Here is a 24,657-nt window from a genome sequence, read left to right on the forward strand (position 1 = left end):
GCCGGGCCGCTACAGCAATTCCGCGGTGCAGCGGTCGCGCAGGGCCGCGTACTCGGCGTCCGTCAGGAGACCCGCGCTGTGGAGCTCGCTCAGGTGCCGCAGGCGTTCCTCCCCCGAGCGGGCCCGTGGGACGGAGGCCACCGGGGTGCGCGCGCGCAGGGCGGCGAGGACCGTCGCCGCGAACGGGAGCGATTCGTGCACCGCGCCGTAGCCCACGCCGAAGACGGCCGCCGCCAGGTCGTGGTCGGGACGCGGGTCGGCGGCGCCGAGTCGGGGTTCCCGCACGAGGAGCCGCAGGTGGCCGTTCGGGCCGTCCGGGGAGTGCCACTCGACCCCGGTCAGCTCGGACAGCGCGTACCGCTGGTCGCCCGCCTTCCACTTGGTGCTGGTGGCGCCCGTACGGGACCAGTGGAAGGTGACGGCGGAGCCGTCGAAGCCGACCCGGGCGTCGTACGCCTTCAGGTGCGCCGCCGGCTGCGGGGCGGGGACCAGGAAGCGCCCCGCCGGCTCGGCGGCATCCGGCCCGAGCCGGGACCGCAGCGCATCGGCGAAGGCGGCGGCGCGCGGCGCCCGCTCGCCCGGCAGCACCAGCCGGTACGGGTCGCAGGCTTCCTTCAGCTGGCCCGCGGCGGCCTCCATCAGCGGATCCGCGCCCGGCCGCGGCACGGCGCGCAGCACCACCGTGTCCCGCCTGCCGGCGGTCACGGTCACCTCGGACACCGCTTCCAGGGGGATCCGGCGCGAGCCCAGGGCGTGAAAGAGCCTCGGCGCCCTCGGCGTTCTCATCCCCCGTGCGAAGCGGATGAGCACCGAGTCCGAGTCGAACTCCCAGACGGCATGGTTTCCGGCCAGTACGTCACCCATGCGGCACATGGTAAAGGGCGGCGGCCCCGCGCGTCCCCCTCGTTGCGGAGCCCGTTTTCCGGGCCTCTACGCGCGTCAGCCCTCCTCTGCCCCGTAAGTTCCGCGTCGGCATGCGTCGTCCCCGGTCGAACAGACAACGGAACCGAATGCGCCGGTTCCGATTTTGGCGAAGTTGTCCACCGAGTCGGTACCTGGCGCGAAATAGCCGGTGTGACTCTTGGCCGTCGCGGAGGACAGCAGCCGCGCACCGAACTCCGGAGACACCGGATCGGCTCCGTGGCCCAGGCCGCCGACCTCCAGGTGCGGTACGTCCGCGATCCAGTCGCCCTCGTCCCGCGTGGCCCACACCCGGGCCGCGGTGTGCAGTGCGGCGACGTTCTCCGCGCGCATCCCGGGGCTGCCCGCGACCACCACGTCCGTCACCCGGTCCGGCAGTTCGTGCGCGGCGACCCCGCACACCACCGATCCGTAGCTGTGGCAGAACAGCGCCACGGTCGCACTCCCGGGCAGGGCGGTGGCCAGCGCCTTCAGCCGGACGGCTCCGTCGACGGCCATGTGGCCCGTGGCGGCGTCCACGCCGACCCCGGTGGGCGCGATGTAGCCGGCCCAGGCGATGACCGCGGTCCCGGTGTCCGGCGCGGCCGCGCGCTGGGCCTCGTACAGGGACTCGGCCATGCCGACGGGGGCGGTGAAGCGGCGCTGGGTGCGCTCGAAGGTGAGCAGGTCGGTGTCGACTCCGGGGACGATCACCGAAACCCGGCGGGCCCGGTCCAGGTCGCCGAAGACCTCGGCCACCAGGCCGCCGCCGGTCGGGTCGAAGGCGAGGATCTGCCGGCCGGGCACGGCGAGCGAGGCGAAGCGGTGCGCGCGGCGGGTCGCGTTGCCCCGGTCGGCGGGGGTCAGCGCGACATCGCGGCTGCGTGCCTCCTCGACCTTGCCTGCCTCCTCCAGGCCCCGCAGGTTGGCCCGGTAGCGGGTCGTGGCGGGGGCCCCCCCGAGGTTGCCCACGACGAGGGGGTAGCCGTCGGCGAGCCGGGCCCGCTGGGCGCCGTCGAGGCCGGCGAAGAAGCGGGCCACCGTCCGTACGGGCGCGTCCGCGGGCGGCACGGGGCGGCCGTCGATCCGGGCCTGCGCCCAGGCAGAGAGCGCGGCGGCCCGCAGCGGGGTGCCGCCCTCGGGCCGGTGCACGGCCGTCCAGCCGGTGATGGCCAGCATGAGGAACACCACCGCGAGCGCGAGCAGGGTGCGCAGGGCGGCAGGGCGCGGTTCGGCGCCGGGGGCGGTGGAGGGGGCAAGGCCGGGCAGGTTCACTGGGACCAGCGTAGGAGACCCTTTGCGGCCCTGGGACGTCGGGTGACAGGGCTCACGGCCGAGCGTGGGACGGGGCGTCCCGCGTGTCGGCGCACGGCCGTGAGGTCTGGTACGGGAACCCGGTGCGGCGACCGGCACGGTCAGATCCGGCCCGCGGCGGGCGCGCTGCGCCAGTCGGCGGCCAACGCCGGGCCGATCTGGTCGAGGTAGGCCGCCGTCATCCGCCGGATCGCGGCCACGCTGGTGTCATGGCCCTGCCCCCACAGCCGCCCGGTGACTCTCATCACCCCCGAGAACGCGGCGACGGCCACCCGCGGCCGCGGATCGGCGTCCACGTCCAGGCCCTCGCGGCCGGCGACCAGCCGCGCGATGCGCTCCTCCAGGTCGGTGGAGCGCCGCAGGTGCACGGCGAGCAGCGCCGGGGTGGACTCGATCAGCTGGTAGCTGCGCATGTAGAGGTCGACGGAGACCACCTCGGAGATGGCCTCCTCGACGGTGTCCCAGGCGGCGAGCACCGCGCCCCGCATGGCCGCGAAGGGGCCCTCCGAGGCCGGCCGGGCCTGCAGCGCGGCGAAGAAGTGCGACTCGACCAGGTCCTGGACGGCGAAGGCGGCCTCTTCCTTGCTGGCGAAGTAGCGGAAGAAGGTCCGCTGGGACACGTCCACGGCGTCGGTGATCTCGTCGACGGTGGTCTGCTCGTACCCCTGGGAGATGAAGAGCAGCAGTGCGGCGCGCAGCAGCGCGTCCCGGGTGCGCCGTTTCTTGCGCTCGCGCAGCCCGCCCGCCGGCGCGGGCCGCTCGTCGGTCATCACTGCGGGTCCTCTCCGAGGCCGATCTGACGCTGAGTGAGCGGTCAGGGTACCTGTGACCGGCGTGACGGGGACCGCAGCGCCGAGCCGTTTTGCGCACTGTCACCCACGGTCACTTGCCGCCGCGGCCCTACGGTCGGCACCTCTTTCGGGGACAACGCGCGCGCGGCGCAGCCGCCCCCGGTCGGCAACGCCGCCGCGGGCACGGGCGCGGACCACGTCGGAGGCGTCAACTCCGGTCCTGGGACGCCCTCGCCGGATGGTTCCGCCGGGGCTGTCGCCTATCAGGGTGGACCAGCCCGCCGCCTCTTCCGCCCGCCCGTCGGCCCAGGTCAGCGTGGTGTCGGCGGAGCCTTCGGAAACGGTCCGGGGCACGTTCGTCCACAAGGAGTTGACCCGTCATGCGTACGTGGAGCACCCCTCTCGCCGTAGTCGGCCTGGCCCTCACCGCCCTCATCCCGAGCACGTCCGGCGCGGCGCACGCCGCCGGCCCGGCCGCCACGCTCGGGGCCTGCGCGACCGGGCAGCTGTGCCTGTGGGCGAAGCCGGAGTTCAAGGGCGCCCGGCAGACCCACGAGCTGAGCACCCTCGACATCAACAGCTGCACCGCCCTGCCCGCCGGGACCAGCGCCCAGTCCCTCGCCAACCGGACCGGCCGCCCGGTGACCACGTACCAGTCGGCGGAGTGCGCGGAGACCGGCGAGTTCCAGACCTATCCGGGTGACGGGGTCTGGCTGCCGCAGTCGCCCTACCAGGTGAGGGCGTTCAAGGTGTGGGAGACGTAACCTCGCGCGGCGCCGGGTCGGCCGGCTGCTCGGCCGGCCCGGTGGCCATCGCCGGCCCGGTGGCCATCGCCGGTCCGCCGCCCAGGGCCGCGACCTCGGCGCGCAGCGCCCGTACCTCGCCCTGCAGTTCCCGGATGGCCGCCAGCTGAAGCCGTTCCACCTGGTCGTCGCGCTCGAAGCGGGCGATGAACCAGGCGGCGATGTTGGCGGTCACCACACCGAGCAGGGCGATGCCCGACAGCATCAGGCCGACGGCCAGGACCCGGCCCAGGCCGGTGGTGGGGGAGTGGTCGCCGTATCCGACCGTCGTCATGGTGGTGAAGGACCACCACACGGCGTCGCCCAGGTTCTTGATGTTCCCGTGGGGCGCGTCGCGCTCCACGCTCAGCACGGCGAGGGAGCCGAACATCAGCAGGCCCACGACGGCCCCGGCCACGTAGGTCGTGAGCCGGACCTGCGGAGCCATCCGGGCCCGCCGGCCCACCAGCAGCAGGGTGGCGACCAGCCGGAGCAGCCGCAGCGGCTGGACGAGCGGCAGTACCACGGCCGCCAGGTCCAGCCAGTGGGTCCGTACGAAGACCTTGCGGTCCGCGGCGAGCCCCAGCCGGACCAGGTAGTCGGCGGCGAAGGCACCCCACACCACCCACTCCGCGTGCGTGCACGCCCGGTGCACGTCCGCGTGCGCTTCGGGGGCGACGATCGGCACGGCGTACGCGGCGGTGAAGCACAGGGCGAGGACGAGCAGCGGCGTCTGGCTCCGTCGCTCCCACCGCGCCTGACGTGAGGGTTCCTTCATGCGGAGCATCGTATGGAAGGCGTAAAGAGGAGGTGCCCCCGGCAAGGCCGGGGGCACCTCCCCCTACTCGGTCCGCACCCCATATGACGGGCGGAGCCCGCGGGCGGGCCGGCGGGCCGGGCTCACCGGCCCGCCCTCACCCCGGTCGGCCCGCGGCAGGCGTCAGGCGTCGCCGCCCGCCGGGCCCGGGTCCGCCGCCGTCACGTCCAGCAGCTGGTAGCGGTCGACCGCCTGCTTCAGGACCGAGCGGTCGATCCTGCCCTCCTTGGCGAGCTCGGTGAGCGTCGCCAGGACCACCGACTGGGCGTCGATGTGGAAGAAGCGCCGGGCCGCTCCCCGCGTGTCCGCGAAGCCGAAGCCGTCCGCGCCCAGCGAGGTGTACGGGCCGGGCACCCACCGCGAGATCTGGTCCGGGACCGACCGCATCCAGTCCGAGACCGCCACGAACGGCCCCTCCGCACCCGACAGCTTCCGGGTCACGTACGGGACGCGCTGCTCCTCCTCCGGGTGGAGCAGGTTGTGCTCCTCGACCTCGACCGCCTCGCGGCGCAGCTCGTTCCAGGAGGTCGCCGACCAGACGTCCGCCCGCACGTTCCACTCGGCCGCCAGGATCCGCTGAGCCTCCAGCGCCCACGGCACCGCCACGCCCGAGGCCATGATCTGCGCCCCGATGGTGCCCTCAGTGCCCTGCGACACCCGGTGGATGCCCTTGAGGATGCCGTCCACGTCGACGTCCGCCGGTTCGGCCGGGTGCTGGATCGGCTCGTTGTAGACCGTCAGGTAGTAGAAGACGTCCTCCGCCTGCGGCCCGTACATGCGCCGCAGACCGTCCTGGACGATGTGCGCGATCTCGTAGCCGTAGGCCGGGTCGTACGCGACACAGCCCGGGTTCGTCGACGCCAGCAGCTGGGAGTGACCGTCGGCGTGCTGGAGGCCCTCACCCGTCAGGGTGGTCCGGCCGGCGGTCGCGCCCAGGACGAAACCGCGCGCCAGCTGGTCGGCCATCTGCCAGAACTGGTCACCGGTGCGCTGGAAACCGAACATCGAGTAGAAGACGTAGACCGGGATCAGCGGCTCGCCGTGCGTCGCGTACGCCGAGCCGGCGGCGATCAGCGAGGCCGTGCAGCCCGCCTCCGAGATGCCGTCGTGGAGCATCTGGCCGGTCGGGGACTCCTTGTACGCGAGCAGCAGGTCGCGGTCGACCGCCTCGTACTGCTGGCCCAGCGGGTTGTAGATCTTGGCGCTCGGGAAGAAGGCGTCCATACCGAAGGTGCGGTACTCGTCGGGCGCGATCAGCACGAAGCGCTTGCCGATCTCCTTGTCCCGCATCAGGTCCTTCAGGATGCGGACGAAGGCCATCGTGGTGGCGATCGACTGCTGCCCCGAGCCCTTCTTCGCCGACGCGTAGGCCTTCTCGTCCGGCAGCTGGAGCGGCTTCGCGCGCACCACGCGGGTCGGCACGTAGCCGCCGTGCGCGTTGCGCTGGTCGTGCATGTACTGGATCTCGGGCGAGTTGCGGCCCGGGTGGTAGTACGGCGGCGCGCCGTTCTCCAGCTGCGCGTCGGTGATCGGGATGTGCAGGCGGTCGCGGAAGCGCTTGAGGTCGTCGACCGTCAGCTTCTTCATCTGGTGCGTCGCGTTGCGGCCCTCGAAGTTCGGGCCGAGGGTCCAGCCCTTGACCGTCTGGGCCAGGATCACCGTCGGCTGGCCCTTGTGGGCCTTGGCCGCCGCGTAGGCCGCGTAGACCTTCTTGTGGTCGTGGCCGCCGCGGCCCAGGTGCTGGATCTGGTAGTCGGTCATGTTCTCGACCATCGCCCGCAGCCGGTGGTCCCCGCCGAAGAAGTGCTCGCGGATGTACGCGCCCGACTCGGTGGCGTACGTCTGGAACTGCCCGTCGGGCGTGGTGTTCATCTTGTTGACCAGGATGCCGTCGCGGTCCTGGGCCAGCAGCGGGTCCCAGGAGCGGTCCCAGATCAGCTTGATGACGTTCCAGCCGGCGCCCCGGAAGATCGACTCCAGCTCCTGGATGATCTTGCCGTTGCCGCGCACCGGGCCGTCGAGGCGCTGGAGGTTGCAGTTGACGACGAAGGTCAGGTTGTCGAGGCCCTCGCGGGCGGCGATGGACAGCTGGCCGAGCGACTCCGGCTCGTCCATCTCGCCGTCGCCGAGATACGCCCATACGTGGGACTTGGAGGTGTCCGCGATCCCGCGCGCCTCCATGTACCGGTTCATCCGGGCCTGGTAGATCGCACCGAGCGGGCCGAGGCCCATCGAGACGGTCGGGAACTCCCAGAAATCCGGCATCAGCCGCGGGTGCGGGTAGCTGGACAGGCCGTACGGGGCCTTGGACTTCTCCTGGCGGAACGCGTCGAGCTGCTGCTCGGAGAGCCGGTCCAGGAGGTAGGCGCGGGCGTAGATACCCGGGGAGGCGTGCCCCTGGAAGAAGATCTGGTCGCCGCCGTCGCCCTCGTCCTTGCCCCGGAAGAAGTGGTTGAAGCCCACGTCGTAGAGGGAGGCGGAGGAGGCGAACGTCGCGATGTGGCCGCCGACCCCGATGCCCGGGCGCTGGGCGCGCGAGACCATCACGGCCGCGTTCCACCGGGTGGCGTTGAGGACCTTGCGCTCGATCTCCTCGTTGCCGGGGAAGAACGGCTCGTCCTTGGTGGCGATCGTGTTGACGTAGTCCGTGCTGCGCATCTCCGGCACGGCCACGCGCTTCTCGCGGGCCCGCTCGATCAGGCGCAGCATCAGGTAGCGGGCGCGTTCACGGCCGCGCTCGTCGACGGCGGCGTCCAGGGAGTCGAGCCACTCCTGCGTCTCCTCCGGATCGAAGTCCGGGACCTGACTCGGCAGGCCGCCAATGATGATCGGATTGCGATCGGATGCGGAAGCCACGCTGTTCCTTCGCTGTCGGGGGAGTCGTGCCTTGGGTTCGCCGCCTCCCATGGTCTTACGCTCGGCCGGAATCGTCATCTCTACCGCTGGGTATTCCCTCGAGCCGGCAGGGGAGCGAGCCCGGGGCCGAGGGATCGGAGGCGGTCCGGCCGAACCGCAACCCTACGCCCAGACCGGTCAACGACTTCGTAAGGCCGTTCGTCCCTCAAACAGGTAGGAAAGTCCTCAAGCAATGCCGAATGAGCTGGAATGGTGTGGGATGCATCACCAGAGGCGTACACGGGGAGGTTGAAAGTTGCGGCGAGACGGCCGCAATCGTCACCGTTTCGACGGTCTCGGCGGCCGGGTACTTGCGCGATCCGCCGCGCCCGTGTGGACTACGTCCAATGCTGCGCGTACGCGCGCCGCCCAAGACATTCACCGAACATGAGCAGGAGGCACCCCGTGAGCGCGACCGCGGACCACGCGGAGAACCTGGCCGCCCGGCTGGGTTTCCAGTCCGAACAGGTGGTCCAGGAGATCGGCTACGACGACGACGTCGATCAGGAATTCCGTGACGTCGTTGAGGAGCTCGTCGGCGACCTCGTCGACGAGGACTACGACGACGTCGCCGACGCCGTGCTGCTGTGGTTCCGAGAGGACGACGGCGATCTGGCGGACGCACTGGTCGATGCCACCGAGCTGATCGAGGACGGCGCACTGATCCTGCTGCTGACCCCCAAGACGGGCCGTCCCGGCTACGTCGAGGCCAGCGACATCAAGGAAGCCGCAGAGACCGCCGGCCTCTCGCTGGCCAAGGGCTCGCCCGTCGGCAAGGAGTGGGCCGCCACCAAGCTGGTGACGCCCAAGACGGCCGCCAAGAAGCGCTGATCCCAGCCCCGCAACCCAGCGGACACACGCCGGACCCTGTGGCCATAGGGTGGCACCACCCGAACAGCCCAACGCGGACGAGCAGGAACGAAGGGATGCGACACATGGCGATCGAGGTCGGCGACAAGGCCCCGGACTTCGAACTCAAGGACAACCACGGCGCCACCGTGCGCCTCTCCGACTTCCGGGGGGAGAAGGCCGTCGTGCTGCTCTTCTATCCGTTCGCCTTCACCGGCGTCTGCACCGGCGAGCTGTGCGAGCTGCGCGACCAGCTGCCGCGCTTCCAGAACGACGACGTGCAGCTCCTCGCCGTCTCCAACGACTCCGTGCCGACCCTGCGGGTCTTCGGGGAGCAGGAGGGCCTGGAGTACCCGCTGCTGTCGGACTTCTGGCCGCACGGGGAGACCTCCCGCGCGTACGGGGTCTTCGACGAGGACAAGGGCTGCGCGGTCCGCGGCACCTTCATCATCGACAAGGACGGCGTCGTGCGCTGGACTGTCGTCAACGGACTGCCCGACGCCCGTGACCTGAACGAGTACATCAAGGCCCTCGACAGTCTCTGAGGGCAGCCGCTGGGAGCCGTCCTCGCGGTTCCCCGCGAAAACCCGCCTACAAGCGGGAACCCGTCACTAGGATCGAAACGTTGATCCGGTAGCAATTGCACGACGGGGCCCCGCCCCACACAGAACCCAATGGAGGACCCGTGGGAGTCAGCCTCAGCAAGGGCGGCAACGTCTCGCTGACCAAGGCCGCGCCTAACCTGACGGCGGTCATCGTCGGTCTGGGCTGGGATGCTCGCACCACCACCGGTGTCGACTTCGACCTCGACGCCAGCGCGATCCTGACCAACGACCAGGGCAAGGTCGCCAACGACTCGAACTTCGTCTTCTTCAACAACCTGAAGAGCCCCGACGGCTCGGTCGAGCACACCGGTGACAACACCACCGGTGAGGGCGAGGGCGACGACGAGGCGATCAAGGTGAACCTCGCCGGTGTCCCGGCCGATGTCGCCAAGATCGTCTTCCCGGTGTCGATCTACGAGGCCGAGAGCCGCCAGCAGAGCTTCGGCCAGGTCCGCAACGCGTACATCCGCGTCGTGAACCAGGCCGACAACAGCGAGCTCGCCCGCTACGACCTCTCCGAGGACGCCTCGACCGAGACCGCCATGGTCTTCGGCGAGCTGTACCGCAACGGCGCGGAGTGGAAGTTCCGCGCCATCGGCCAGGGTTACGCCTCGGGCCTGCGCGGCATCGCGCAGGACTTCGGCGTCAACGTCTGAGCCTGAGAGCAGTTCACCCGTCCGGCGCCGTGCACTGTGTGTACGGCGCCGGACGGGCTTTACGGCGGGACCGCTTCACGGCTGGACCGCCGCACCGCCGGACCGGCTTCGCGGCCGTTCCGGCTTGCCGGGCCTTACCACCGCCACCGTCGTCCGGGGAGGACCACAACATGGGCGTCACACTCGCCAAGGGGGGCAATGTCTCCCTCTCCAAGGCCGCACCGAACCTCACCCGGGTTCTGATCGGCCTCGGATGGGACGCGCGCTCGACCACGGGAGCAGACTTCGACCTCGACGCCAGCGCGCTGCTGTGCAGCGACGGCCGGGTCCTCGGGGACGAGTACTTCGTCTTCTACAACAATCTGAAGAGCCCCGAGGGATCCGTCGAACACACAGGGGACAACCTCACCGGCGAGGGCGAGGGCGACGACGAGTCGATCATCATCGACCTCACCAAGGTCCCGGAGCGCGTGGACAAGATCGTCTTTCCGGTCTCGATCCACGAGGCGGACGTCCGCCGGCAGAGCTTCGGCCAGGTCAGCAATGCTTTCATCCGCGTGGTGAATCAGGCGGACGGCCAGGAACTGGCCCGCTACGACCTCTCCGAGGACGCCTCCAGCGAGACCGCGATGATCTTCGGCGAGGTCTACCGGTACGGGGGTGAATGGAAGTTCCGCGCGGTAGGGCAGGGGTACGCGTCGGGGCTGAGGGGCATCGCTCTAGACTTCGGGGTCAACGTTTCGTAAAGCCGTACAAGACGATGGGGTGCCAGTGGTTCTCAAAACCTTCGGCTGGTCGTTCGCAATCACTGCGCTCGGTCTGGTCGCAGCGGTGTTCTACGGGGGGTGGACCGCTTTCGGAATCGTGGCGATCCTGTCCATCCTCGAGATCTCGCTGTCGTTCGACAATGCGGTGGTCAACGCCGGAATCCTGAAGAAGATGAATGCCTTCTGGCAGAAGATCTTCCTCACGGTCGGCGTGCTCATCGCGGTCTTCGGTATGCGACTGGTCTTCCCCGTCGTCATCGTTGCGATCAGCGCCAAGATCGGGCCCATCGAGGCCGTCGATCTGGCGATGACCAACAAGGACCTCTACAAGCAGCTGGTCACGGACGCTCACCCGTCCATCGCCGCCTTCGGCGGCATGTTCCTGCTGATGATCTTCCTCGACTTCATCTTCGAGGACCGCGACATCAAGTGGCTCGCCTGGCTGGAGCGTCCGCTCGCCAAGCTCGGCAAGATCGACATGCTGTCCGCGTGCATCGCGCTGATCGTCCTGGTCATCACCTCGATGACCTTCGCCGCCCACGCCCACCAGCACGGCGGCGCCCACGTGGACAAGGCGCAGACCGTCCTGATCGCCGGCATCCTCGGCCTGATCACCTACATGATCGTCGGCGGCCTCTCCGGCTACTTCGAGAACAAGCTGGAGGAAGAGGAGGAGGCCGAGCACGAGGCCGAGGAAGAGGCGAAGAAGAGCGGCAAGTCCGTCTCGGCCGTCGCCATGGCCGGCAAGGCCGCCTTCTTCATGTTCCTCTACCTCGAAGTCCTCGACGCCTCCTTCTCCTTCGACGGGGTCATCGGCGCCTTCGCCATCACCAACGACATCGTGCTCATGGCCCTCGGCCTCGGCATCGGTGCCATGTACGTCCGGTCGCTGACGGTCTACCTGGTCCGCCAGGGCACCCTCGACGACTACGTCTACCTGGAGCACGGCGCGCACTACGCCATCGGCGCGCTCGCCGTGCTCCTGCTCGTCACCATCCAGCACGAGATCAACGAGGTCATCACCGGCCTCGTCGGCGTCGTCCTGATCGCCTGGTCCTTCTGGTCCTCGGTGCGCCGCAACAAGCGCCTCGAAGCCGAGGGCGGCGAGGGCGACGAGCCCGCGGAGGTCAAGGCCGGGGTGTGACCCGGCCCTGACTGCGGAACCATTCAGTACGAAGGGGCGGCCGCGCGGATCCACAGGACCGCGCGGCCGCCCCCGTGTTTCCGTAGGAGTGCAGGGGATCAGGGGGGTAGGGATGGGCTTCTTCGACGGCATCAGGGGCAGCCGTGCCAGGCAGTTCGAGTCGGGCAGCGCCTCGTCGAACGCGATCGAGCTGACCAAGCGACATCCGACGGTGTCGCTCACCAAACAGGGGGCGGTGCACGGCAATCTGCGTGTCAACCTGTCCTGGCGCATGCGGACCTCGGACATCGGGGGAAACCAGGGGCAGAGCGGCCGGCTGTTCCGGCATCCGTTCAAGCTGTTCAAGCCGGACATGGTGCAGGCGCACACCCAGGGCATGGTCAACGTCGACCTCGACATCGGCTGTCTCTACGAGCTGACGGACGGCACCCGGGGCGTCGTCCAGCCGCTGGGGAACCTGCTCGGCGACCTCAACGATCCGCCGTACATCAAGCTCAGCGGCGACGACCGGTTCGGATCGCCGTCGGGGGAGACCGTCTACGTCAACCTCGACCACGCCGACGAGATCAAGCGGCTGCTCGTCTTCGTCTACATCTACGACCAGACCCCCGCCTTCGACCGGACACACGCCAAGGTCACCCTCTACCCGGTCACCGGACCGCGGATCGAGATCCCCCTGGACGAGCGGGCCCCGCAGGCCCGCTCCTGCGCCGTCTTCTCCCTGGAGAAGGCCAAGGGGGAGCTGATCGTGCGGCGCGAGGTGAAGTTCGTGTACGGGTTCCAGGCCGAGCTGGACCGGCTGTACGGCTGGGGGCTCCAGTGGGGGCGGGGCTACAAGAACACCAAGGCCTGACCGCAGCCCGGTGCGGGGCTCCGGCCGGGCTGCCGGGCGAGGACGAGGGCGCGGGCGCGGTTGCGGGACGCGACTCAGCGGCGGATGAACTGCGGGCCCTGCACCGGGAGACGGAAGGACGGGTCGCCGCCCGGGGCGGGCACCGGGGCCGGGGAGACCGGCTGCGGGTACCCGTAGGCGGGCTGGTCGGGCGGCGGCGCCTGCGTGGACGGCCCCGGCGGGGCCATGGCGGCCGTCCGGTCGTCGCCGGGTGGGTGCGGGTCCGCCTGCGGCTCGGGGGCGCTCTCGTCGACCGAGATCCCGTGGTCGGTCGCGAGCCCCACCAGCCCGTTGGAGTACCCCTCGCCGAGGGCGCGGAACTTCCACCCCTCGCCCCGGCGGTACAGCTCCCCGCAGATCAGCGCCGTCTCAGCGCCGGTCTCGGGCCGCACGTCGAAGTAGGCCAGCGGTTCGGAGCCGCCGGCCGCGGCGGCGTCGTAGAGGAGGATCCGCAGGTCGCGGACCCGCTGGAAGGGGACGTCCTCGGCGGAGGCGACCACCAGGATCCGGTCCACGGCCGAGGTCACCGTGCGCAGGTCCGCCTGGACCGCGTCGGTGATCGAGTCACCCAGCTGCTTCTTGCCGAGCCGCCAGACGGCCCCCGAGGGGTGCCGGGGCTGGTTGTAGAAGACGAAGTCCTCGTCCGAACGCACCCGGCCGTCCGGGCCCACGAGCAGCGCGGAGGCGTCCACGTCCGGTACCTCGGGGCCCTCGGTCCAGCGCAGCACCGCCCGGACCGCCACGGCGGCCACCGGGATGTTGGAGCCCTTCTGCATCGCGTGCGTCATGCCCGTCATCCTGCCCTCCCGGGGTGGACCGGGACAATGCGGCCCCCCGTAGAGCCGTGTCCTGAACGCGAGAGCTGGGCATCGTGCAAGAGGGTTACCTGAACTTCATGTGCTTGAGGAACTCTTGACCGACGTTCGTACGTACTATTACCGGCCACGCCAGTTGGGCCGCCGAGGCAGTACGGGGGAAGCACATGCGTCACTTCGGGCACATATCGCCCACCGTCCGTAAGGACCTCTTCCACCAGGAACCGGCGGAATTCACCGGTGCCTCGCCGGCCCGCACCCTCGCCGCGGCGCTGGGTGCCACGCTCTACAGCCCGGCCACCCGCCCCCAGCTCGCCGGGGACATCCGCAAGCAGGCCGGCCGCGGGGTCGTCTCCATGGTCCTCTGCCTGGAGGACTCGATCAGCGACGGCGACGTCGCCGGAGCCGAGGAGAACCTCGTCCGGCAGTTCGCCGAGCTCGACGCCGGGGGACCGGACGCCGCGGAACTCCCGCTGCTGTTCATCCGCGTGCGCACGCCCGAGCAGATACCGGACCTGGTGCGCCGCCTCGGCGGCTCGGTGCGGCGGTTGGCCGGATTCGTACTACCCAAGTTCAACGAGAGCAGCGGCAGCGCCTTCCTCGACGCCGTGGCCCAGGCCGAGACCGCCGCCGGGCTGGCCCGGCTGTATGCCATGCCCGTGCTGGAGACCCCCGACCTCCTCCACCTCGAAACGCGCGCCGGGACCCTCGCCGGAATCTCCCGGACGGTCAACAGCCACCGCGAGCGGGTGCTGGCCCTGCGGCTCGGCGTGACCGATTTCTGCTCCGCCTACGGACTGCGCCGCACCCCCGACATGACCGCCTACGACGTCAAGATCGTGGCCGGCGTGATCGCGGACGTAGTCAACGTCCTGAGCCGCGCCGACGGCACCGGCTTCACGGTCACCGGTCCGGTGTGGGAGTACTTCCGCAGCCAGCAGCGCCTCTTCAAGCCCCAGCTGCGCCGGAGCCCCTTCCTCGCGGAGGGTGTGGAGGAACTGCGCACGGCGCTCATCGAGCACGACCTGGACGGGCTGCTGCGCGAGATCGAACTCGACCGGGCCAACGGGCTCCTGGGCAAGACCTGCATCCACCCCGCGCACGTGACGCCCGTGCACGCGCTGTCGGTGGTCTCCCACGAGGAGTTCTGCGACGCCCAGGACATCCTGCGCCCGGAGCGCGGCGGCGGCGGAGTGATGCGTTCCGCCTACACGAACAAGATGAACGAGGTGAAGCCCCACCGGGCCTGGGCGGAGCGCACCATGCTGCGCGCCGAGGTCTTCGGTGTGGCGAGGGAGGAGGTCGGCTTCGTCGACCTGCTCACGGCCGGGCTCCAGGTGTGAGCGGGCCGTTGACGAACCCGAGGACGACGACGAGGACGAGGGAAGGCAAGACGATCGACACGGTGTGGTCGGGAACATGGGTCGCGGACCGGCTGGGGGTCCGGCTGCAGGACGCCGAGGAGGCAGCGGGGGGTCCGCGGCTGACGGAACTCCTCGGACTGGCGCTGCGCCGCAACCCCAAGCGGGCGCACCTGCTGGTCTCGCAGGTGCTGGGCAAGCACGTCCCGCAGTCCCCGGCGGCCGTGTACGCGGCGGGCTACGGGCTCGGCGAGCGGGTCCGCGAGCTGCTCGGCCCGGAGGGGGCCGCTTCGGCGGTCGTCCTCGGCTACGCCGAGACCGCCACCGGGCTGGGCCACTGCGTGGCCGACGGCCTGGGCCCGGCCCCCTACCTGCACTCCACCCGCCGCCCGGTCGCCGGGCTCGCCCCGGCGGGCGGCTTCGAGGAGGCCCACTCGCACGCCACCTCGCACCTGCTGCTGCCAGAGGACCCCGAACTCCTGGCGGGCACCGGCCCGCTGGTCCTGGTCGACGACGAGTTCTCCACCGGCAACACGGTCCTGAACACCATCCGCGACCTGCACGCCCGCCACCCCCGCGCGCACTACGTGGTCGTCGCCCTCGTCGACATGCGCTCCCCGTCCGACCGCGCCCGCCTCACGGCCTTCGCCGCCGAACTGGGAGCCCGCGTCGACCTGATCGCCCTGGCCTCGGGCACGGTGTCCCTCCCGGAGGGAGTCCTGGCGAAGGGCCAGGCGCTGGTGGAGGAGTACGAAGCGCTCGCCCACACGCCTCAGCCCGAGTCCGAGTCCGAGTCCGAGCCCCAGCCCCAGCCCCAGCCCGCGGCTGACGGTGCCGGGTCTGCCCTGGAGGTCCCGGCCGGCGCCATCCAGCACCGCCGGCCGTTGAGGCGCGGGGTCTCGGGCGGAGCCCCGGCGGGCGGCCCGCAGCCGCATGGCGAGCGCGTCCCCCTCGACTGGCCCGCGGGCCTCCCGGACGGCGGCCGCCACGGCTTCACCCCCGCGCACCGGGAAGCGCTGAACGCGGCGCTCCCCGCCCTGACCGGCCGGCTCGCCGACGCGCTGGGCGAACGGCCAGGACGGGTCCTCGTACTCGGTAACGAAGAGCTGATGTACACCCCGCTGCGCCTCGCGAAGGCGCTGGAGGAGTCGGGCGCCGCCCGGGAGGTCCGCTTCTCCACCACCACCCGCTCACCCGTCCTCGCCGTGGACGACCCCGGCTACGCCATCCGCACCCGCCTCGTCTTCCCCGCCCACGACGCCCCGGCGGACGGCCCCGGAGACCGCTACGCGTACAACGTCGCGGGCGCCGGCTTCGACGCCGTCGTCGCCGTCGTCGACTCGGCCGGGGACACCCCCGAACTCCGCACCGGGCTGCTCGCGGCCCTCGCCCCGCACACCGGCCGCGTCCTGCTGGTCTCCGTACCGTCCTACGTACCGGCCCCCGCACCGACCCCCGTACCGACCTCCGTACCGATGCCCGTACCGATGCCCGTACCGACGCCCGTACCCGACCGGCAGGAGCCGATCATGCCCGAGCCCCTGCGCGGCCCCGCGTTCTCCTCCTACGCCCCGGGGGACGTCGGCTGGCTGCTCCAGGACTTCTCCGACGTCGAGCTGGAGGCCCCGACCGAGGAGCGCGAGGAGGCCATCCAGGCCGGCGGCGCGCACTACGCCGAGTCCCTGCCCGTCGAGTACCAGCCGTCGCCCCAGTACCAGGAGCTCTACCAGAGCGCCCTGGCCGCCTCGGCCGCCCGCATGGCCCGCGCGGTCGGCACCGTCACCGAGACCGTCCTCGCCGAGCGCTCCCCCTCCCCGGTCCTGGTCTCCCTCGCCCGCGCCGGCACTCCCGTCGGCGTGCTGATGCGCCGCTGGGCGCACGCCCGGCACGGCCTGGACCTGCCGCACTACGCCGTCTCCATCGTGCGCGGCCGCGGCATCGACGCCAACGCCCTGCGCTGGCTGGCCGCCCACCACGACCCGGCCGACGTCGTCTTCGTCGACGGCTGGACCGGCAAGGGCGCCATCACGCGCGAGCTGAAGGCCGCCCTCGCGCAGTTCGAGGGCTTCAACCCGGAGATCGTCGTCCTCGCCGACCCCGGCTCGTGCGTGGAGACGTACGGCACCCGCGAGGACTTCCTCATCCCCTCCGCCTGCCTCAACTCCACCGTCTCCGGTCTCGTCTCCCGTACGGTGCTGAGGTCCGACCTGGTCGGACCCGCAGACTTCCACGGCGCGAAGTTCTACCGCGAGCTCGCCGGGGCCGATGTCTCCGTGGCCTTCGTCGACACCGTCGCCGCCCACTTCGACGAGGTGGCCGACGCCGTCGGCGAGGAGGTCAAGGAGCTGCTCGCGGCCGACCGCACGCCGACCTGGGAGGGCTGGGCGGCGGTCGAGCGGATCAGTGAGGAGTACGGCATCCACGACGTGAACCTCGTCAAGCCCGGGGTCGGCGAGACCACCCGGGTGCTGCTGCGCCGGGTCCCGTGGAAGATCCTCGCGCAGCGCGGCGCGGGGGCCGATCTGGACCACGTACGGCTGCTCGCCGAGCAGCGCGGGGTCCCGGTGGAGGAGGTCGACGGACTGCCGTACACGTGCGTGGGACTCATCCACCCCCGATTCACACGCGGCGCCACCGGCGCCGACGGAAAGGCTGTGGCCTCGAAGTGACTGTCCTGGTAGCCAGTGATCTCGACCGTACGCTCATCTACTCGACGGCGGCCCTCGGCCTGACGATGCCCGACCCGGTGGCCCCGCGGCTGCTGTGCGTCGAGGTCCACGAGAGCAAGCCGCTGTCCTACATGACGGAGACGGCGGCGGCACTGCTGGCGGAGCTGACGGCGGACCCGTCGGTCGTCTTCGTCCCGACGACGACGCGGACCCGCAAGCAGTACCAGCGGATCCGCTTCCCCGGCCGCCCGGCTCCCTACGCGATCTGCGCCAACGGCGGCCAGCTGCTGGTCGGCGGGGTGCCCGACCGGGACTGGCGGCGGCAGGTGGCGGCGCGCCTGGCGCAGGAGTGCGCCCCCCTGGAGGAGGTGCACGCCCACCTCCTGGCGACGGCGGACCCGGCGTGGCTGCGCAAGGCGCGGGTGGCCGAGGACTTTTTCGCGTACCTCGTCGTCGAGCGGGCCCTGGTCCCCGACGAATGGCTCAAGTCCCTGACGGAATGGGCGGAGAGCCGCGGCTGGACCGTCTCCCTCCAGGGCCGGAAGATCTACGCCGTCCCGCGCCCGCTCACCAAGAGCGCGGCGATGCGCGAGGTGGCCCGACGCACGGGAGCGACCACGACCCTCGCGGCCGGCGACTCCCTCCTCGACGCGGACCTGCTGCTGGCGGCGGACGCGGGATGGCGCCCGGGCCACGGCGAACTGGCCGAGGCGGGCTGGACGGCGCCGTCGGTCACGGCCCTGGCCACGGCGGGCGTCCTCGCCGGCGAGGAAATGGTCCGCGCGTTCACCCGCGAGGCGGGGCGACTCGGCAGACTGGGCGCATGACCAAGGGCAACAGCACCAAGATCACGGATGAGCTCTACCGGTACGTGCTCGACCACAACCCCCCGCTGGACGCGATCCAGCGGGGGCTGGTGGAGACGACGTACGCCACGTTCCCGGACGTCGCCGGGATGCAGTCGGCGGAGGAGCAGGGGCCGCTGCTGGCCTTCCTGGTCCGGCTCACGGGCGCGCGCCTCATCGTGGAGATCGGCACCTTCACCGGCTTCTCGACCCTCTCCATGGCCCAGGCGCTTCCGGACGGCGGCCGCCTGATCGCGTGCGACGTCTCGGAGGAGTGGACGGCGTACGGCCGGGAGGCCTGGGAGGCGGCGGGCGTCGCGGACCGCATCGAGCTGCGCATCGCGCCGGCCCTGCAGACCCTGCGGGAGATGCCGGCCGAACCGCACATCGACATGGCCTACATCGACGCGGACAAGGAGAGCCAGATCGCGTACTGGGAGGAGCTCGTGCCGAGGCTGCGTCCGGGCGGCCTGATCGTCACGGACAACACGCTGTACCACGGCACGGTCCTCGACGAGTCGGCCACCGGCTCGGCGGCGGGCGTCCGCGCCTTCAACGACCACGTTTCGGCGGACTCCCGCATGGACTCGGTCCTGCTGGCGATCTCGGACGGCCTCACGCTCTCGCGCAAGCGCAAGCGCTAGCGGCGTCCGGGGCCGGCCCCTTCCGGTTCAGCCGCAGCCGCCACCGCCGCAGCAGCCCCCGCCGCCCATGGCCCGAGCGGGCGCGGGGGCACTGCTGGTCCCGCCGACGGCGACGGCGGAGAGCAGCTTGACGGTGTCGGCGTGCCCGGCGGGGCAGTCGGCGGGCGCGGACGACTCGGCCATGGGCCGGCTGAGCTCAAAGGTGTCGTCGCAGGTCCGGCAGCGGTATTCGTATCGAGGCATGCGGCCAAGGCTAAGCGGCCGGGGCGCTTACGGGTATCCCCCGCCCCGGCTAACGGGGTCCGTACCCGTTTCCCTGCCCGTGTCCGTACCCGGCGCGCGCCACCCGGTGCTCCCGAGCCGCCTGCTCGGGGTGGCGGGCACGCCAGTACGGATTGTCGTGCGGCAGGGCGCTGCCCACTCGGCCGTACATCCCGAACCACATCAGCATCACGCCGACGATGAAGCTGAACAGCACGTTCTGGATGTGGAAGGCCAAGAAGTTGAAACTGCTGTCCAGCAGGGCGAGGTTGACGAACCCGCTCAGGATGAACGCCAGCCCGAGCGCGATGTTCAGGGTGGAGGCGAAGGTTCCGCCGATCACCATCCCGACGAAGAGCAGCCCCCCGATACAGATCGACAGGACGCTCAGCGCGCCGTTGGTGTTGAGGGCGAGCACCGTGTCTCCACCGGTGTCGAAGAAACCGATCCGGTCGATGAGCCCCAGGATGCCGAAGGCGACCAGCAGCAGCCCGGTCAGGCCCGCGCCGACCCGGTAGACCTTGCTGAGCCTGTGATCGGCGGGCAGGTGCTCGTTCAGCCGGGCGTTGACGGGATGCAGGACCCGTTGCAGCAGCTGGTGGGGGGTCGGGGGCTCGTTCCGTACGCGAGGCTCATGGGGCGTGTACGGCGCGTAGGACTCATGGGGCTCGTGGCACCCGTACAGCGCATGGGGCGCGTAGGACTCATGCGGTACTTCGGGGGCCAGGGCGCGGGGGCGTGCCTGGGCGCGGGGGCGTGCCTGGGCGCGCGGGCGGGCGCGGCTCGCGCGAGGCCGGTGGAAAGCGTGGGCAGCCATACCGCCCTCCTCTGCTCCGTTCCCGGAACCTCCAGCATCCGCCGCCGCACGCCACGGGACAACTCCGTGCGGGTCAGCCGTGGCCGCGCTCGGCCCGGATCCCGTTCACCACCCGGTTGACGGCTGCCCGTACGTCCTGCATCTCCAGCAGGAACGCCCAGTAGTCCGGATGCCGGCCCTCCAGCCCCGCCAGCGCCCGGTCGACCCGGGCCACCGACTCGTCCAGCGGCCGCGCGTGCCGCGGGTCGGGCACGCTGCGGCCCGCCATCGCCAGCCGCTGGGCGTCCCGGATCGCGAAACGGGTCCGGTCCACCTCGGCCTGCGGGTTCCGCGCCACCGCCTCCAGCCGCGTCAGCCGGTCCTGCGCCGCGGACACCGCCTCGTCGGTCGCCTCCAGGGAGGCCCGTACGGCATCGATCAGGCTCCCCACGTCGGCCCAGCGCTGCTCTTCCCGCGCCTGGGCGGCCTCGTGGAGACGGTCCTCCGCGTGCGCGATGTCCCGTACCGCCTGGTCGGGGACGTGCTGGAGGTCCTGCCAGCATGCCGCGCTGAACCGCCGGCGCAGCTCGCTGAGCACCGGATCCACCCGGTCCGCCCGGTTGCGCAACGCCTGCGCCCGGGTCCGCAGGCTCACCAGCCGCCGGTCGACCTCCGCGGCCCGCTCCGGCAGCCGCGCCACCTCGGCCAGTACGGCCTCGGCGTCCCGCAGGATCCGGTCGGCCCGCTGCACCGTCTCCTGCACCCCGTGCCGGCCCGCGCCCTCGTTGAGCTTGGTCAGCTCCGGCCCCAGCGCGGCCAGCCGCGCGGCCAGGTCATCGGCCCGTATCCCCTTGGCCCGTACGGCGTCCAGCGCGTCACTGGCCGCCAGCAGCGCCGCCTTCGCCCGCTCCCGGGCCGGCGCGACCCGCGCGAGCTGGGTCTCGGCCTTGTCCAGCAGCGGCTGGATCCCCTGCGCGAACCGGTCCAGCTCCCCCTTGACCCGCACCAGCTCGTCGCGCGCCCGCGTCAGCTCGTCCCGGGCCCGCGCCGCCACGGAACCCTCCAGCTCGGGCCGGTCCAGGTCATGCGCGTCGACGGCCTCGATGTACACATGGCTGACCTGGTCGATCCGCTGCCCCAGCGCGGCGAACCCCTCGCCCGCCTGCCGGGCGGCGGGCGACCCGTCGGCGGCCGCGATGGTCTCGATCGAGATCCGCAGATCCCGCTGCGCACTGTCCAGCTCGTAGAACGCCGCGGCGGCGGCATCCTTCGCCGCCTGCGCATCCGCCCGCCGACTCTCGTCCCGCCCACCGAACCAACGCCGGGATGCCGTCGTCACAATCCCTCTCCCGTACCGCGTCCGCCTTGCCCCGGACCATTCTCTCCCACTGGAACGGGTTTGCGTGGGGGGTGTGCCCCCCATGTAGGCTGTCCACTCATCCACGGGTGCGTAGCTCAGGGGTAGAGCGCTGCTCTTACAAAGCAGATGTCGGCGGTTCGAAACCGTCCGCGCCCACCAGTACAAAGGCCCCCCAACCGGTACCGGTTGGGGGCCTTTGGCCGTAGTTCTTGAGGCAACCAGCCTGCGGGCCCGGGTGCCGCAACATCCGGGTTCATGTGCCCGATGGCTTCACGGTGCGTCTCCTGGTGACGTACGTGTACGTTTCCTCTACTTTCATTCGAGACACCCGCCGGGCGCGGCCCCTCGCCCAGGCCCACTCTGCCCTGACGTGGCCGGGCTCCAGCCTGGCCGCCGACCGCACGGCTACGGCTCGGGTGGATGAGGAGAAGGCAGCGGCTCGGGCCCACCTCGTAGCGGCACGACAGCCCCCGATCCGCCATGCTTCGTCTGCTGACTCAGCTGTACGCCAGTGCGGTTGGTGGTCGGCTGTGGCTGGTCTGAGCACCGCACCCAGCTAGGCGGCGCGCGGGTTGGCCGGGGGGAGGAGCGGCTCGTGGTGGTGCCAGATGAGGTGGCGGTCTCCGTGAAGCAGTTCTGCTGAGCCCCACTCGACCCTCATGACGCCCTGCTCCATCGAGCAGGCGTACGCCACGATGATCAGCCGCAGCTCCGGCGGGAGGAGAGCCACGTCCGGATGTACGTGCTCCTCGGCGAGCTCGGCCAGGTCGAGATCGAGTGCCGGCTGCATCGGCTTCGGGCCGTGGCGTCGGATCAGGTCGGCCCGGAGGCCGTAGGCCTTGCGGAGCCGCGCTTCGGTGACCGGGGTGTCCCTCTTCGCGTAGCGGATCGGGAGGATGGCATTGCTGCCGAGGATCGTTACCGTCCGCCCCTGGAGTCGTCGGGAAGTCGCCCCCTCGATCGGTGTCAGACCGGCGGCGAGTGTCTCGTACTGCGCTGCGTGGAGCCCGTGGCCGTACGCCTCCTGCGTACGCGTGCGGACCTGTTCATGGGCGTGACGCGCCCTGGCGTGGGCTTCCGCGAGGCAGGCCGGGATGGTCTCGGCCAGCGGGCCGGCCACAGCGCCGAACGTCTCCTTGGCCCAGGGTGAAATCGAAGCCACCGTGCGTCGCCCTCCCCCTGCGTTGTCGAAAACGCCGAGCTGCCACCCGACCACGGTGTGTGCCCTGGGCGAGGCGTGCAAGAGGGCACGGGAGCACAGGCCGCGCATAGGCGCGGTGCTGGCGTCCGCGGCTGTCTCTCAACGAGGGTGGATGCCCTTGGTCGGGGCCTCGCGGGGTGCGGTTGAACCCTCCGAGTTCAGCGGCGATCGGGGTGGAGGCGACTGCGCGATTCGCCAAGCGGGTGCGCCGCCCGTGGGTCCGGGCGCGTAGTGATCCGGTTTTGGTGAAACCCGGCAGGGTCGAACTGTCGTTCATATGATGTGCCTCTTTCAGCTACTTCGCATGGGGGTACCGATGGGCAGACGAAGTGCGGGGCGCTTGAGACAGGCGCTGGTGGGGCTGGTCGTGGCGGGCGTCGCCGTCGCCTGTGGGCCCGCTGAAGGGGATCGGCCGGGCGTGTCCGCGCCGCCGGCCTTGGTTTCGGCGGCGCCTACTACGGCCTCCACTTCAGCTGTGCCTTCAGCTGTGCCTTCAGCTGTGCCTTCGGCTTCCGCTTCACCTACGCCTTCTGCCTCGCCGGATCCGCACCCCACCGTCGATCAGGAGGCGCCCTCGCCGTAGGCCGCGCCGAGGCCTACGAGCCAGGCTCCGACGAAGGAGCCGAGTGAGTCTGCGGGGGATGAGTGCGAGATCGTTTCCAATGCCGGGAACTGCTACAACGCGGGGCAGTTCTGCCGGAAGGCCGATGTCGGACGGTCCACTCACGCCGGGAACGGGCGGATGATCTACTGCCGGCAGGACGGCGGGCAGCCGCGCTGGGGCTATTAGTGGTCAGCGGCGTTTGAATTCCGCCGGGCCGGCGTTCGTTTGGATGGTGCCGCCGGCGTGGAGGGCCGGGCGGCGTTCGGTCATGAGGGTGCTGTAGGCCTCGATGTGGTGGATGGCCGCGCCGTCCGGGGCGGCGAAGTCGACCAGGGCGAACTGGTCGCCCGGGAGCGGGCCTTCGCGTCCTCAAAGCGCGGCACGGTCGGGGTGGAGCCGTCGTTTGTGATGACTGCCCTCGCCGAAGCTGCGGAACCAGCCGCTGCCGTTGACCGGTTCCGGCCACTATGCCGGACGGTCGGGGCATGGGATCGTCGGGGGATGGGCGGGTGGCTCGCGTGGGGTGGGGTGGTCGTGGCGGTGGCCGCGGCCTCGACGGCACTGGTGGTGTTCCCCCGCGCGGTGGGCTTCGGCTTCGAGAGGAAGCGGGCCGAGGAGCGGGCCCGGCTGCTCGCGCACCTCGCGCAGCCCGCCGCCACCGCCGAGTCTCCTCCCGAGCTGAGGGCACCGAAGTTCGACGACGTCGGCGGGATCCGGCACCCATCGGAGTCCCCGCCCCGGCTCGGCGACCGGCGCGACGACTTCACGCCCCTGCTCGTCGAGTACTACGCCTACGGGCTCACGCAGGCGCGCAGCAGTTTCGTGACCAGCCAGTGCTTCGCGGGGGTCGGGACGGCGATCCTGCTCCTCGGGATCGGACTGGCCGTGTGGAAGGCCGAGGCCGGCGGCGAGCTGTACCTCGGCATCGTGACGAGCTCGGTGGGGCTGGTCACCGCCCTGGTCGGGCAGCTCTTCCACCGGCGGGCCGACATCGCGCTCAAGCACATGGCCGACCAGACCGCCTCGCTGCGCGAGGACCGGCTGGCCGCCGAATCCACGCAGCAGGCCATCGGGCTGCTGGAGGAGGTCGCGGACCCGGAACTGCGCGGGCGGCTGCAGGCTGCCCTGATCCTCAGACTTTCCGGGGCCGAGCTGCCGCGCTAGCGCGATAGTGGAGGTATGTGCCGCTCCATTAAGACCTTGCGCCCGCCCGCCATCCCCGAGAAGGCCACCGAGGAGGAGATCCGCGCCGCCGCCCTGCAATACGTACGCAAGGTGTCCGGGTTCCGGGTGCCCGCCGCGCACAACCGCGAGGTGTTCGAGGAGGCCGTGGACGCCGTCGCCGAGGCCACCCGGCTGCTCCTCGACGGGATGGTCGTACGGGGGCAGGCCGCGACCGTGTGACGGCGGGCGGGGCGCCACGCCGCCGCGGCCGTGGGAGCCCAGGAGCATCAGGCGGGCGCCCTCGCCGAGGACAGGGAGTACCGGGTCGGGGCCGGAGTGGGAGGCGTACGTCCTCGGGGGCAGGGCGGAGCGGCCGGCGAGGACCCGGACGAGCGCCCGGTCGTCGCCGATGCCGGGCTGCTGACAGGCGGCGGCGAGGACGGAACCCGGCGAGCCCCGCGCGGGCGAGGCCGTTGGTCCCGTCCCACTCGGGGCCTTCGGCCTTCCCCGTTACCTTTTTCGTGG

At 71.2% G+C, this 24,657-nt stretch carries 23 protein-coding genes and 1 tRNA gene; 14 read left to right on the top strand and 10 right to left on the bottom strand.

What is annotated here, in order from left to right; all coding sequences use genetic code 11:
- Positions 1-9: 9 nt before the first annotated feature.
- The 3 genes from J7E94_RS08600 to J7E94_RS08610 all read right to left on the bottom strand — a co-directional run bounded on the left by J7E94_RS08600 (position 10) and on the right by J7E94_RS08610 (position 2,984).
- On the bottom strand, positions 10-864 hold the full coding sequence (locus J7E94_RS08600; protein ID WP_215013759.1) for a DUF4429 domain-containing protein: 855 nt from the start codon (positions 862-864) through the stop codon (positions 10-12).
- A 75-nt stretch (positions 865-939) separates the two neighbouring features.
- Positions 940-2,091 carry an alpha/beta hydrolase gene (locus J7E94_RS08605; protein WP_374224412.1) on the bottom strand — a complete coding sequence of 384 codons (1,152 nt, stop codon included), beginning with the start codon at positions 2,089-2,091 and terminating at the stop codon, positions 940-942.
- Positions 2,092-2,315: 224 nt separating this feature from the next.
- Positions 2,316-2,984 (bottom strand): TetR family transcriptional regulator, encoded by a 669-nt coding sequence (locus tag J7E94_RS08610; RefSeq protein WP_215013761.1) that lies wholly within the window; start codon positions 2,982-2,984, stop codon positions 2,316-2,318.
- Between the two features lie 401 nt (positions 2,985-3,385).
- On the opposite strand from J7E94_RS08610, the gene J7E94_RS08615 reads away from it, so the two are divergent.
- A complete protein-coding gene (locus J7E94_RS08615; protein WP_215013762.1) occupies positions 3,386-3,769 on the top strand; it encodes a peptidase inhibitor family I36 protein in 384 nt (127 codons plus the stop codon).
- On the opposite strand, the gene J7E94_RS08620 is transcribed toward J7E94_RS08615, so the two are convergent.
- Positions 3,750-4,565, bottom strand: coding sequence for a potassium channel family protein (locus J7E94_RS08620; protein WP_215013765.1), 816 nt, complete (start codon positions 4,563-4,565; stop codon positions 3,750-3,752). The genes J7E94_RS08615 and J7E94_RS08620 overlap by 20 nt on opposite strands.
- Before the next feature lie 162 nt (positions 4,566-4,727).
- On the bottom strand, positions 4,728-7,460 hold the full coding sequence (gene aceE, locus J7E94_RS08625) for a pyruvate dehydrogenase (acetyl-transferring), homodimeric type (protein ID WP_215013767.1): 2,733 nt from the start codon (positions 7,458-7,460) through the stop codon (positions 4,728-4,730).
- 444 nt (positions 7,461-7,904) lie between these two features.
- Between aceE and J7E94_RS08630 the strand changes: the two genes are divergently transcribed.
- From J7E94_RS08630 to J7E94_RS08655, 6 genes are all read left to right on the top strand, one after another.
- Entirely contained in the window at positions 7,905-8,330 is a 426-nt protein-coding gene (locus tag J7E94_RS08630) for a DUF3052 domain-containing protein (RefSeq protein ID WP_215013769.1), read from the top strand.
- 104 nt (positions 8,331-8,434) lie between these two features.
- A complete protein-coding gene (locus J7E94_RS08635; protein ID WP_030819487.1) occupies positions 8,435-8,893 on the top strand; it encodes a peroxiredoxin in 459 nt (152 codons plus the stop codon).
- Between the two features lie 140 nt (positions 8,894-9,033).
- Positions 9,034-9,609: a TerD family protein gene (locus J7E94_RS08640; RefSeq protein WP_030160471.1), complete on the top strand. Its 576-nt coding sequence runs from the start codon at positions 9,034-9,036 to the stop codon at positions 9,607-9,609.
- Positions 9,610-9,779: 170 nt separating this feature from the next.
- The gene (locus J7E94_RS08645; protein ID WP_215013771.1) at positions 9,780-10,355 is read left to right on the top strand and encodes a TerD family protein; all 576 of its coding nucleotides are present in this window, start codon (positions 9,780-9,782) and stop codon (positions 10,353-10,355) included.
- Between the two features lie 25 nt (positions 10,356-10,380).
- On the top strand, positions 10,381-11,520 hold the full coding sequence (locus tag J7E94_RS08650; RefSeq protein ID WP_215013774.1) for a DUF475 domain-containing protein: 1,140 nt from the start codon (positions 10,381-10,383) through the stop codon (positions 11,518-11,520).
- A gap of 112 nt (positions 11,521-11,632) precedes the next feature.
- The gene (locus J7E94_RS08655; RefSeq protein ID WP_215013775.1) at positions 11,633-12,373 is read left to right on the top strand and encodes a Tellurium resistance; all 741 of its coding nucleotides are present in this window, start codon (positions 11,633-11,635) and stop codon (positions 12,371-12,373) included.
- Positions 12,374-12,447: 74 nt separating this feature from the next.
- Here the strand turns inward: J7E94_RS08655 and J7E94_RS08660 are convergent, their stop codons facing one another.
- Positions 12,448-13,200 (bottom strand): TerD family protein, encoded by a 753-nt coding sequence (locus J7E94_RS08660; RefSeq protein WP_215013777.1) that lies wholly within the window; start codon positions 13,198-13,200, stop codon positions 12,448-12,450.
- Between the two features lie 194 nt (positions 13,201-13,394).
- On the opposite strand from J7E94_RS08660, the gene J7E94_RS08665 reads away from it, so the two are divergent.
- The 4 genes from J7E94_RS08665 to J7E94_RS08680 are packed head-to-tail and all read left to right on the top strand — an operon-like array spanning position 13,395 to position 18,746.
- Entirely contained in the window at positions 13,395-14,570 is a 1,176-nt protein-coding gene (locus J7E94_RS08665; RefSeq protein WP_215013779.1) for an HpcH/HpaI aldolase/citrate lyase family protein, read from the top strand.
- A 53-nt stretch (positions 14,571-14,623) separates the two neighbouring features.
- Positions 14,624-17,257, top strand: a complete 2,634-nt coding sequence (locus J7E94_RS08670; RefSeq protein ID WP_215013809.1) for a phosphoribosyltransferase — start codon at positions 14,624-14,626, stop codon at positions 17,255-17,257.
- Positions 17,254-18,084 carry an HAD family hydrolase gene (locus J7E94_RS08675; RefSeq protein WP_215013781.1) on the top strand — a complete coding sequence of 277 codons (831 nt, stop codon included), beginning with the start codon at positions 17,254-17,256 and terminating at the stop codon, positions 18,082-18,084. The genes J7E94_RS08670 and J7E94_RS08675 overlap by 4 nt, the downstream gene beginning before the upstream one ends.
- Entirely contained in the window at positions 18,081-18,746 is a 666-nt protein-coding gene (locus J7E94_RS08680) for an O-methyltransferase (protein ID WP_215013783.1), read from the top strand. The genes J7E94_RS08675 and J7E94_RS08680 overlap by 4 nt, the downstream gene beginning before the upstream one ends.
- 27 nt (positions 18,747-18,773) lie before the next feature.
- Here the strand turns inward: J7E94_RS08680 and J7E94_RS08685 are convergent, their stop codons facing one another.
- From J7E94_RS08685 to J7E94_RS08695, 3 genes are all read right to left on the bottom strand, one after another.
- Positions 18,774-18,989 carry a zinc ribbon domain-containing protein gene (locus J7E94_RS08685; protein ID WP_215013785.1) on the bottom strand — a complete coding sequence of 72 codons (216 nt, stop codon included), beginning with the start codon at positions 18,987-18,989 and terminating at the stop codon, positions 18,774-18,776.
- Positions 18,990-19,038: 49 nt separating this feature from the next.
- Positions 19,039-19,602 carry a DUF4383 domain-containing protein gene (locus J7E94_RS08690; protein ID WP_215013811.1) on the bottom strand — a complete coding sequence of 188 codons (564 nt, stop codon included), beginning with the start codon at positions 19,600-19,602 and terminating at the stop codon, positions 19,039-19,041.
- 295 nt (positions 19,603-19,897) lie between these two features.
- A complete protein-coding gene (locus J7E94_RS08695) occupies positions 19,898-21,142 on the bottom strand; it encodes a hypothetical protein (RefSeq protein ID WP_308344729.1) in 1,245 nt (414 codons plus the stop codon).
- Between the two features lie 105 nt (positions 21,143-21,247).
- Between J7E94_RS08695 and J7E94_RS08700 the strand changes: the two genes are divergently transcribed.
- Positions 21,248-21,322, top strand: a tRNA-Val gene (locus J7E94_RS08700).
- 397 nt (positions 21,323-21,719) lie between these two features.
- On the opposite strand, the gene J7E94_RS08705 is transcribed toward J7E94_RS08700, so the two are convergent.
- Positions 21,720-22,325, bottom strand: a complete 606-nt coding sequence (locus J7E94_RS08705; protein ID WP_215013787.1) for a hypothetical protein — start codon at positions 22,323-22,325, stop codon at positions 21,720-21,722.
- 1,144 nt (positions 22,326-23,469) lie between these two features.
- Here J7E94_RS08705 and J7E94_RS08710 point away from each other — a divergent pair.
- Positions 23,470-24,132 carry a hypothetical protein gene (locus tag J7E94_RS08710; RefSeq protein ID WP_251056332.1) on the top strand — a complete coding sequence of 221 codons (663 nt, stop codon included), beginning with the start codon at positions 23,470-23,472 and terminating at the stop codon, positions 24,130-24,132.
- A gap of 15 nt (positions 24,133-24,147) precedes the next feature.
- A complete protein-coding gene (locus J7E94_RS08715; protein ID WP_215013788.1) occupies positions 24,148-24,372 on the top strand; it encodes a DUF2277 domain-containing protein in 225 nt (74 codons plus the stop codon).
- Positions 24,373-24,657: the final 285 nt, after the last annotated feature.

It is taken from the genome of Streptomyces sp. ISL-94, from assembly GCF_018614075.1.
Lineage (GTDB): Bacteria > Actinomycetota > Actinomycetes > Streptomycetales > Streptomycetaceae > Streptomyces.

Coding starts and splice junctions, on each gene's coding strand:
- J7E94_RS08660 (WP_215013777.1), bottom strand. CDS start 13,200: ATGACGCACGCGATGCAGAAGGGCTCCAACATCCCGGTGGCCGCCGTG.
- J7E94_RS08645 (WP_215013771.1), top strand. CDS start 9,780: ATGGGCGTCACACTCGCCAAGGGGGGCAATGTCTCCCTCTCCAAGGCC.
- J7E94_RS08635 (WP_030819487.1), top strand. CDS start 8,435: ATGGCGATCGAGGTCGGCGACAAGGCCCCGGACTTCGAACTCAAGGAC.
- J7E94_RS08665 (WP_215013779.1), top strand. CDS start 13,395: ATGCGTCACTTCGGGCACATATCGCCCACCGTCCGTAAGGACCTCTTC.
- J7E94_RS08715 (WP_215013788.1), top strand. CDS start 24,148: ATGTGCCGCTCCATTAAGACCTTGCGCCCGCCCGCCATCCCCGAGAAG.
- J7E94_RS08610 (WP_215013761.1), bottom strand. CDS start 2,984: ATGACCGACGAGCGGCCCGCGCCGGCGGGCGGGCTGCGCGAGCGCAAG.
- J7E94_RS08655 (WP_215013775.1), top strand. CDS start 11,633: ATGGGCTTCTTCGACGGCATCAGGGGCAGCCGTGCCAGGCAGTTCGAG.
- J7E94_RS08600 (WP_215013759.1), bottom strand. CDS start 864: ATGGGTGACGTACTGGCCGGAAACCATGCCGTCTGGGAGTTCGACTCG.
- J7E94_RS08620 (WP_215013765.1), bottom strand. CDS start 4,565: ATGAAGGAACCCTCACGTCAGGCGCGGTGGGAGCGACGGAGCCAGACG.
- J7E94_RS08710 (WP_251056332.1), top strand. CDS start 23,470: ATGGGCGGGTGGCTCGCGTGGGGTGGGGTGGTCGTGGCGGTGGCCGCG.
- J7E94_RS08685 (WP_215013785.1), bottom strand. CDS start 18,989: ATGCCTCGATACGAATACCGCTGCCGGACCTGCGACGACACCTTTGAG.
- J7E94_RS08680 (WP_215013783.1), top strand. CDS start 18,081: ATGACCAAGGGCAACAGCACCAAGATCACGGATGAGCTCTACCGGTAC.
- J7E94_RS08615 (WP_215013762.1), top strand. CDS start 3,386: ATGCGTACGTGGAGCACCCCTCTCGCCGTAGTCGGCCTGGCCCTCACC.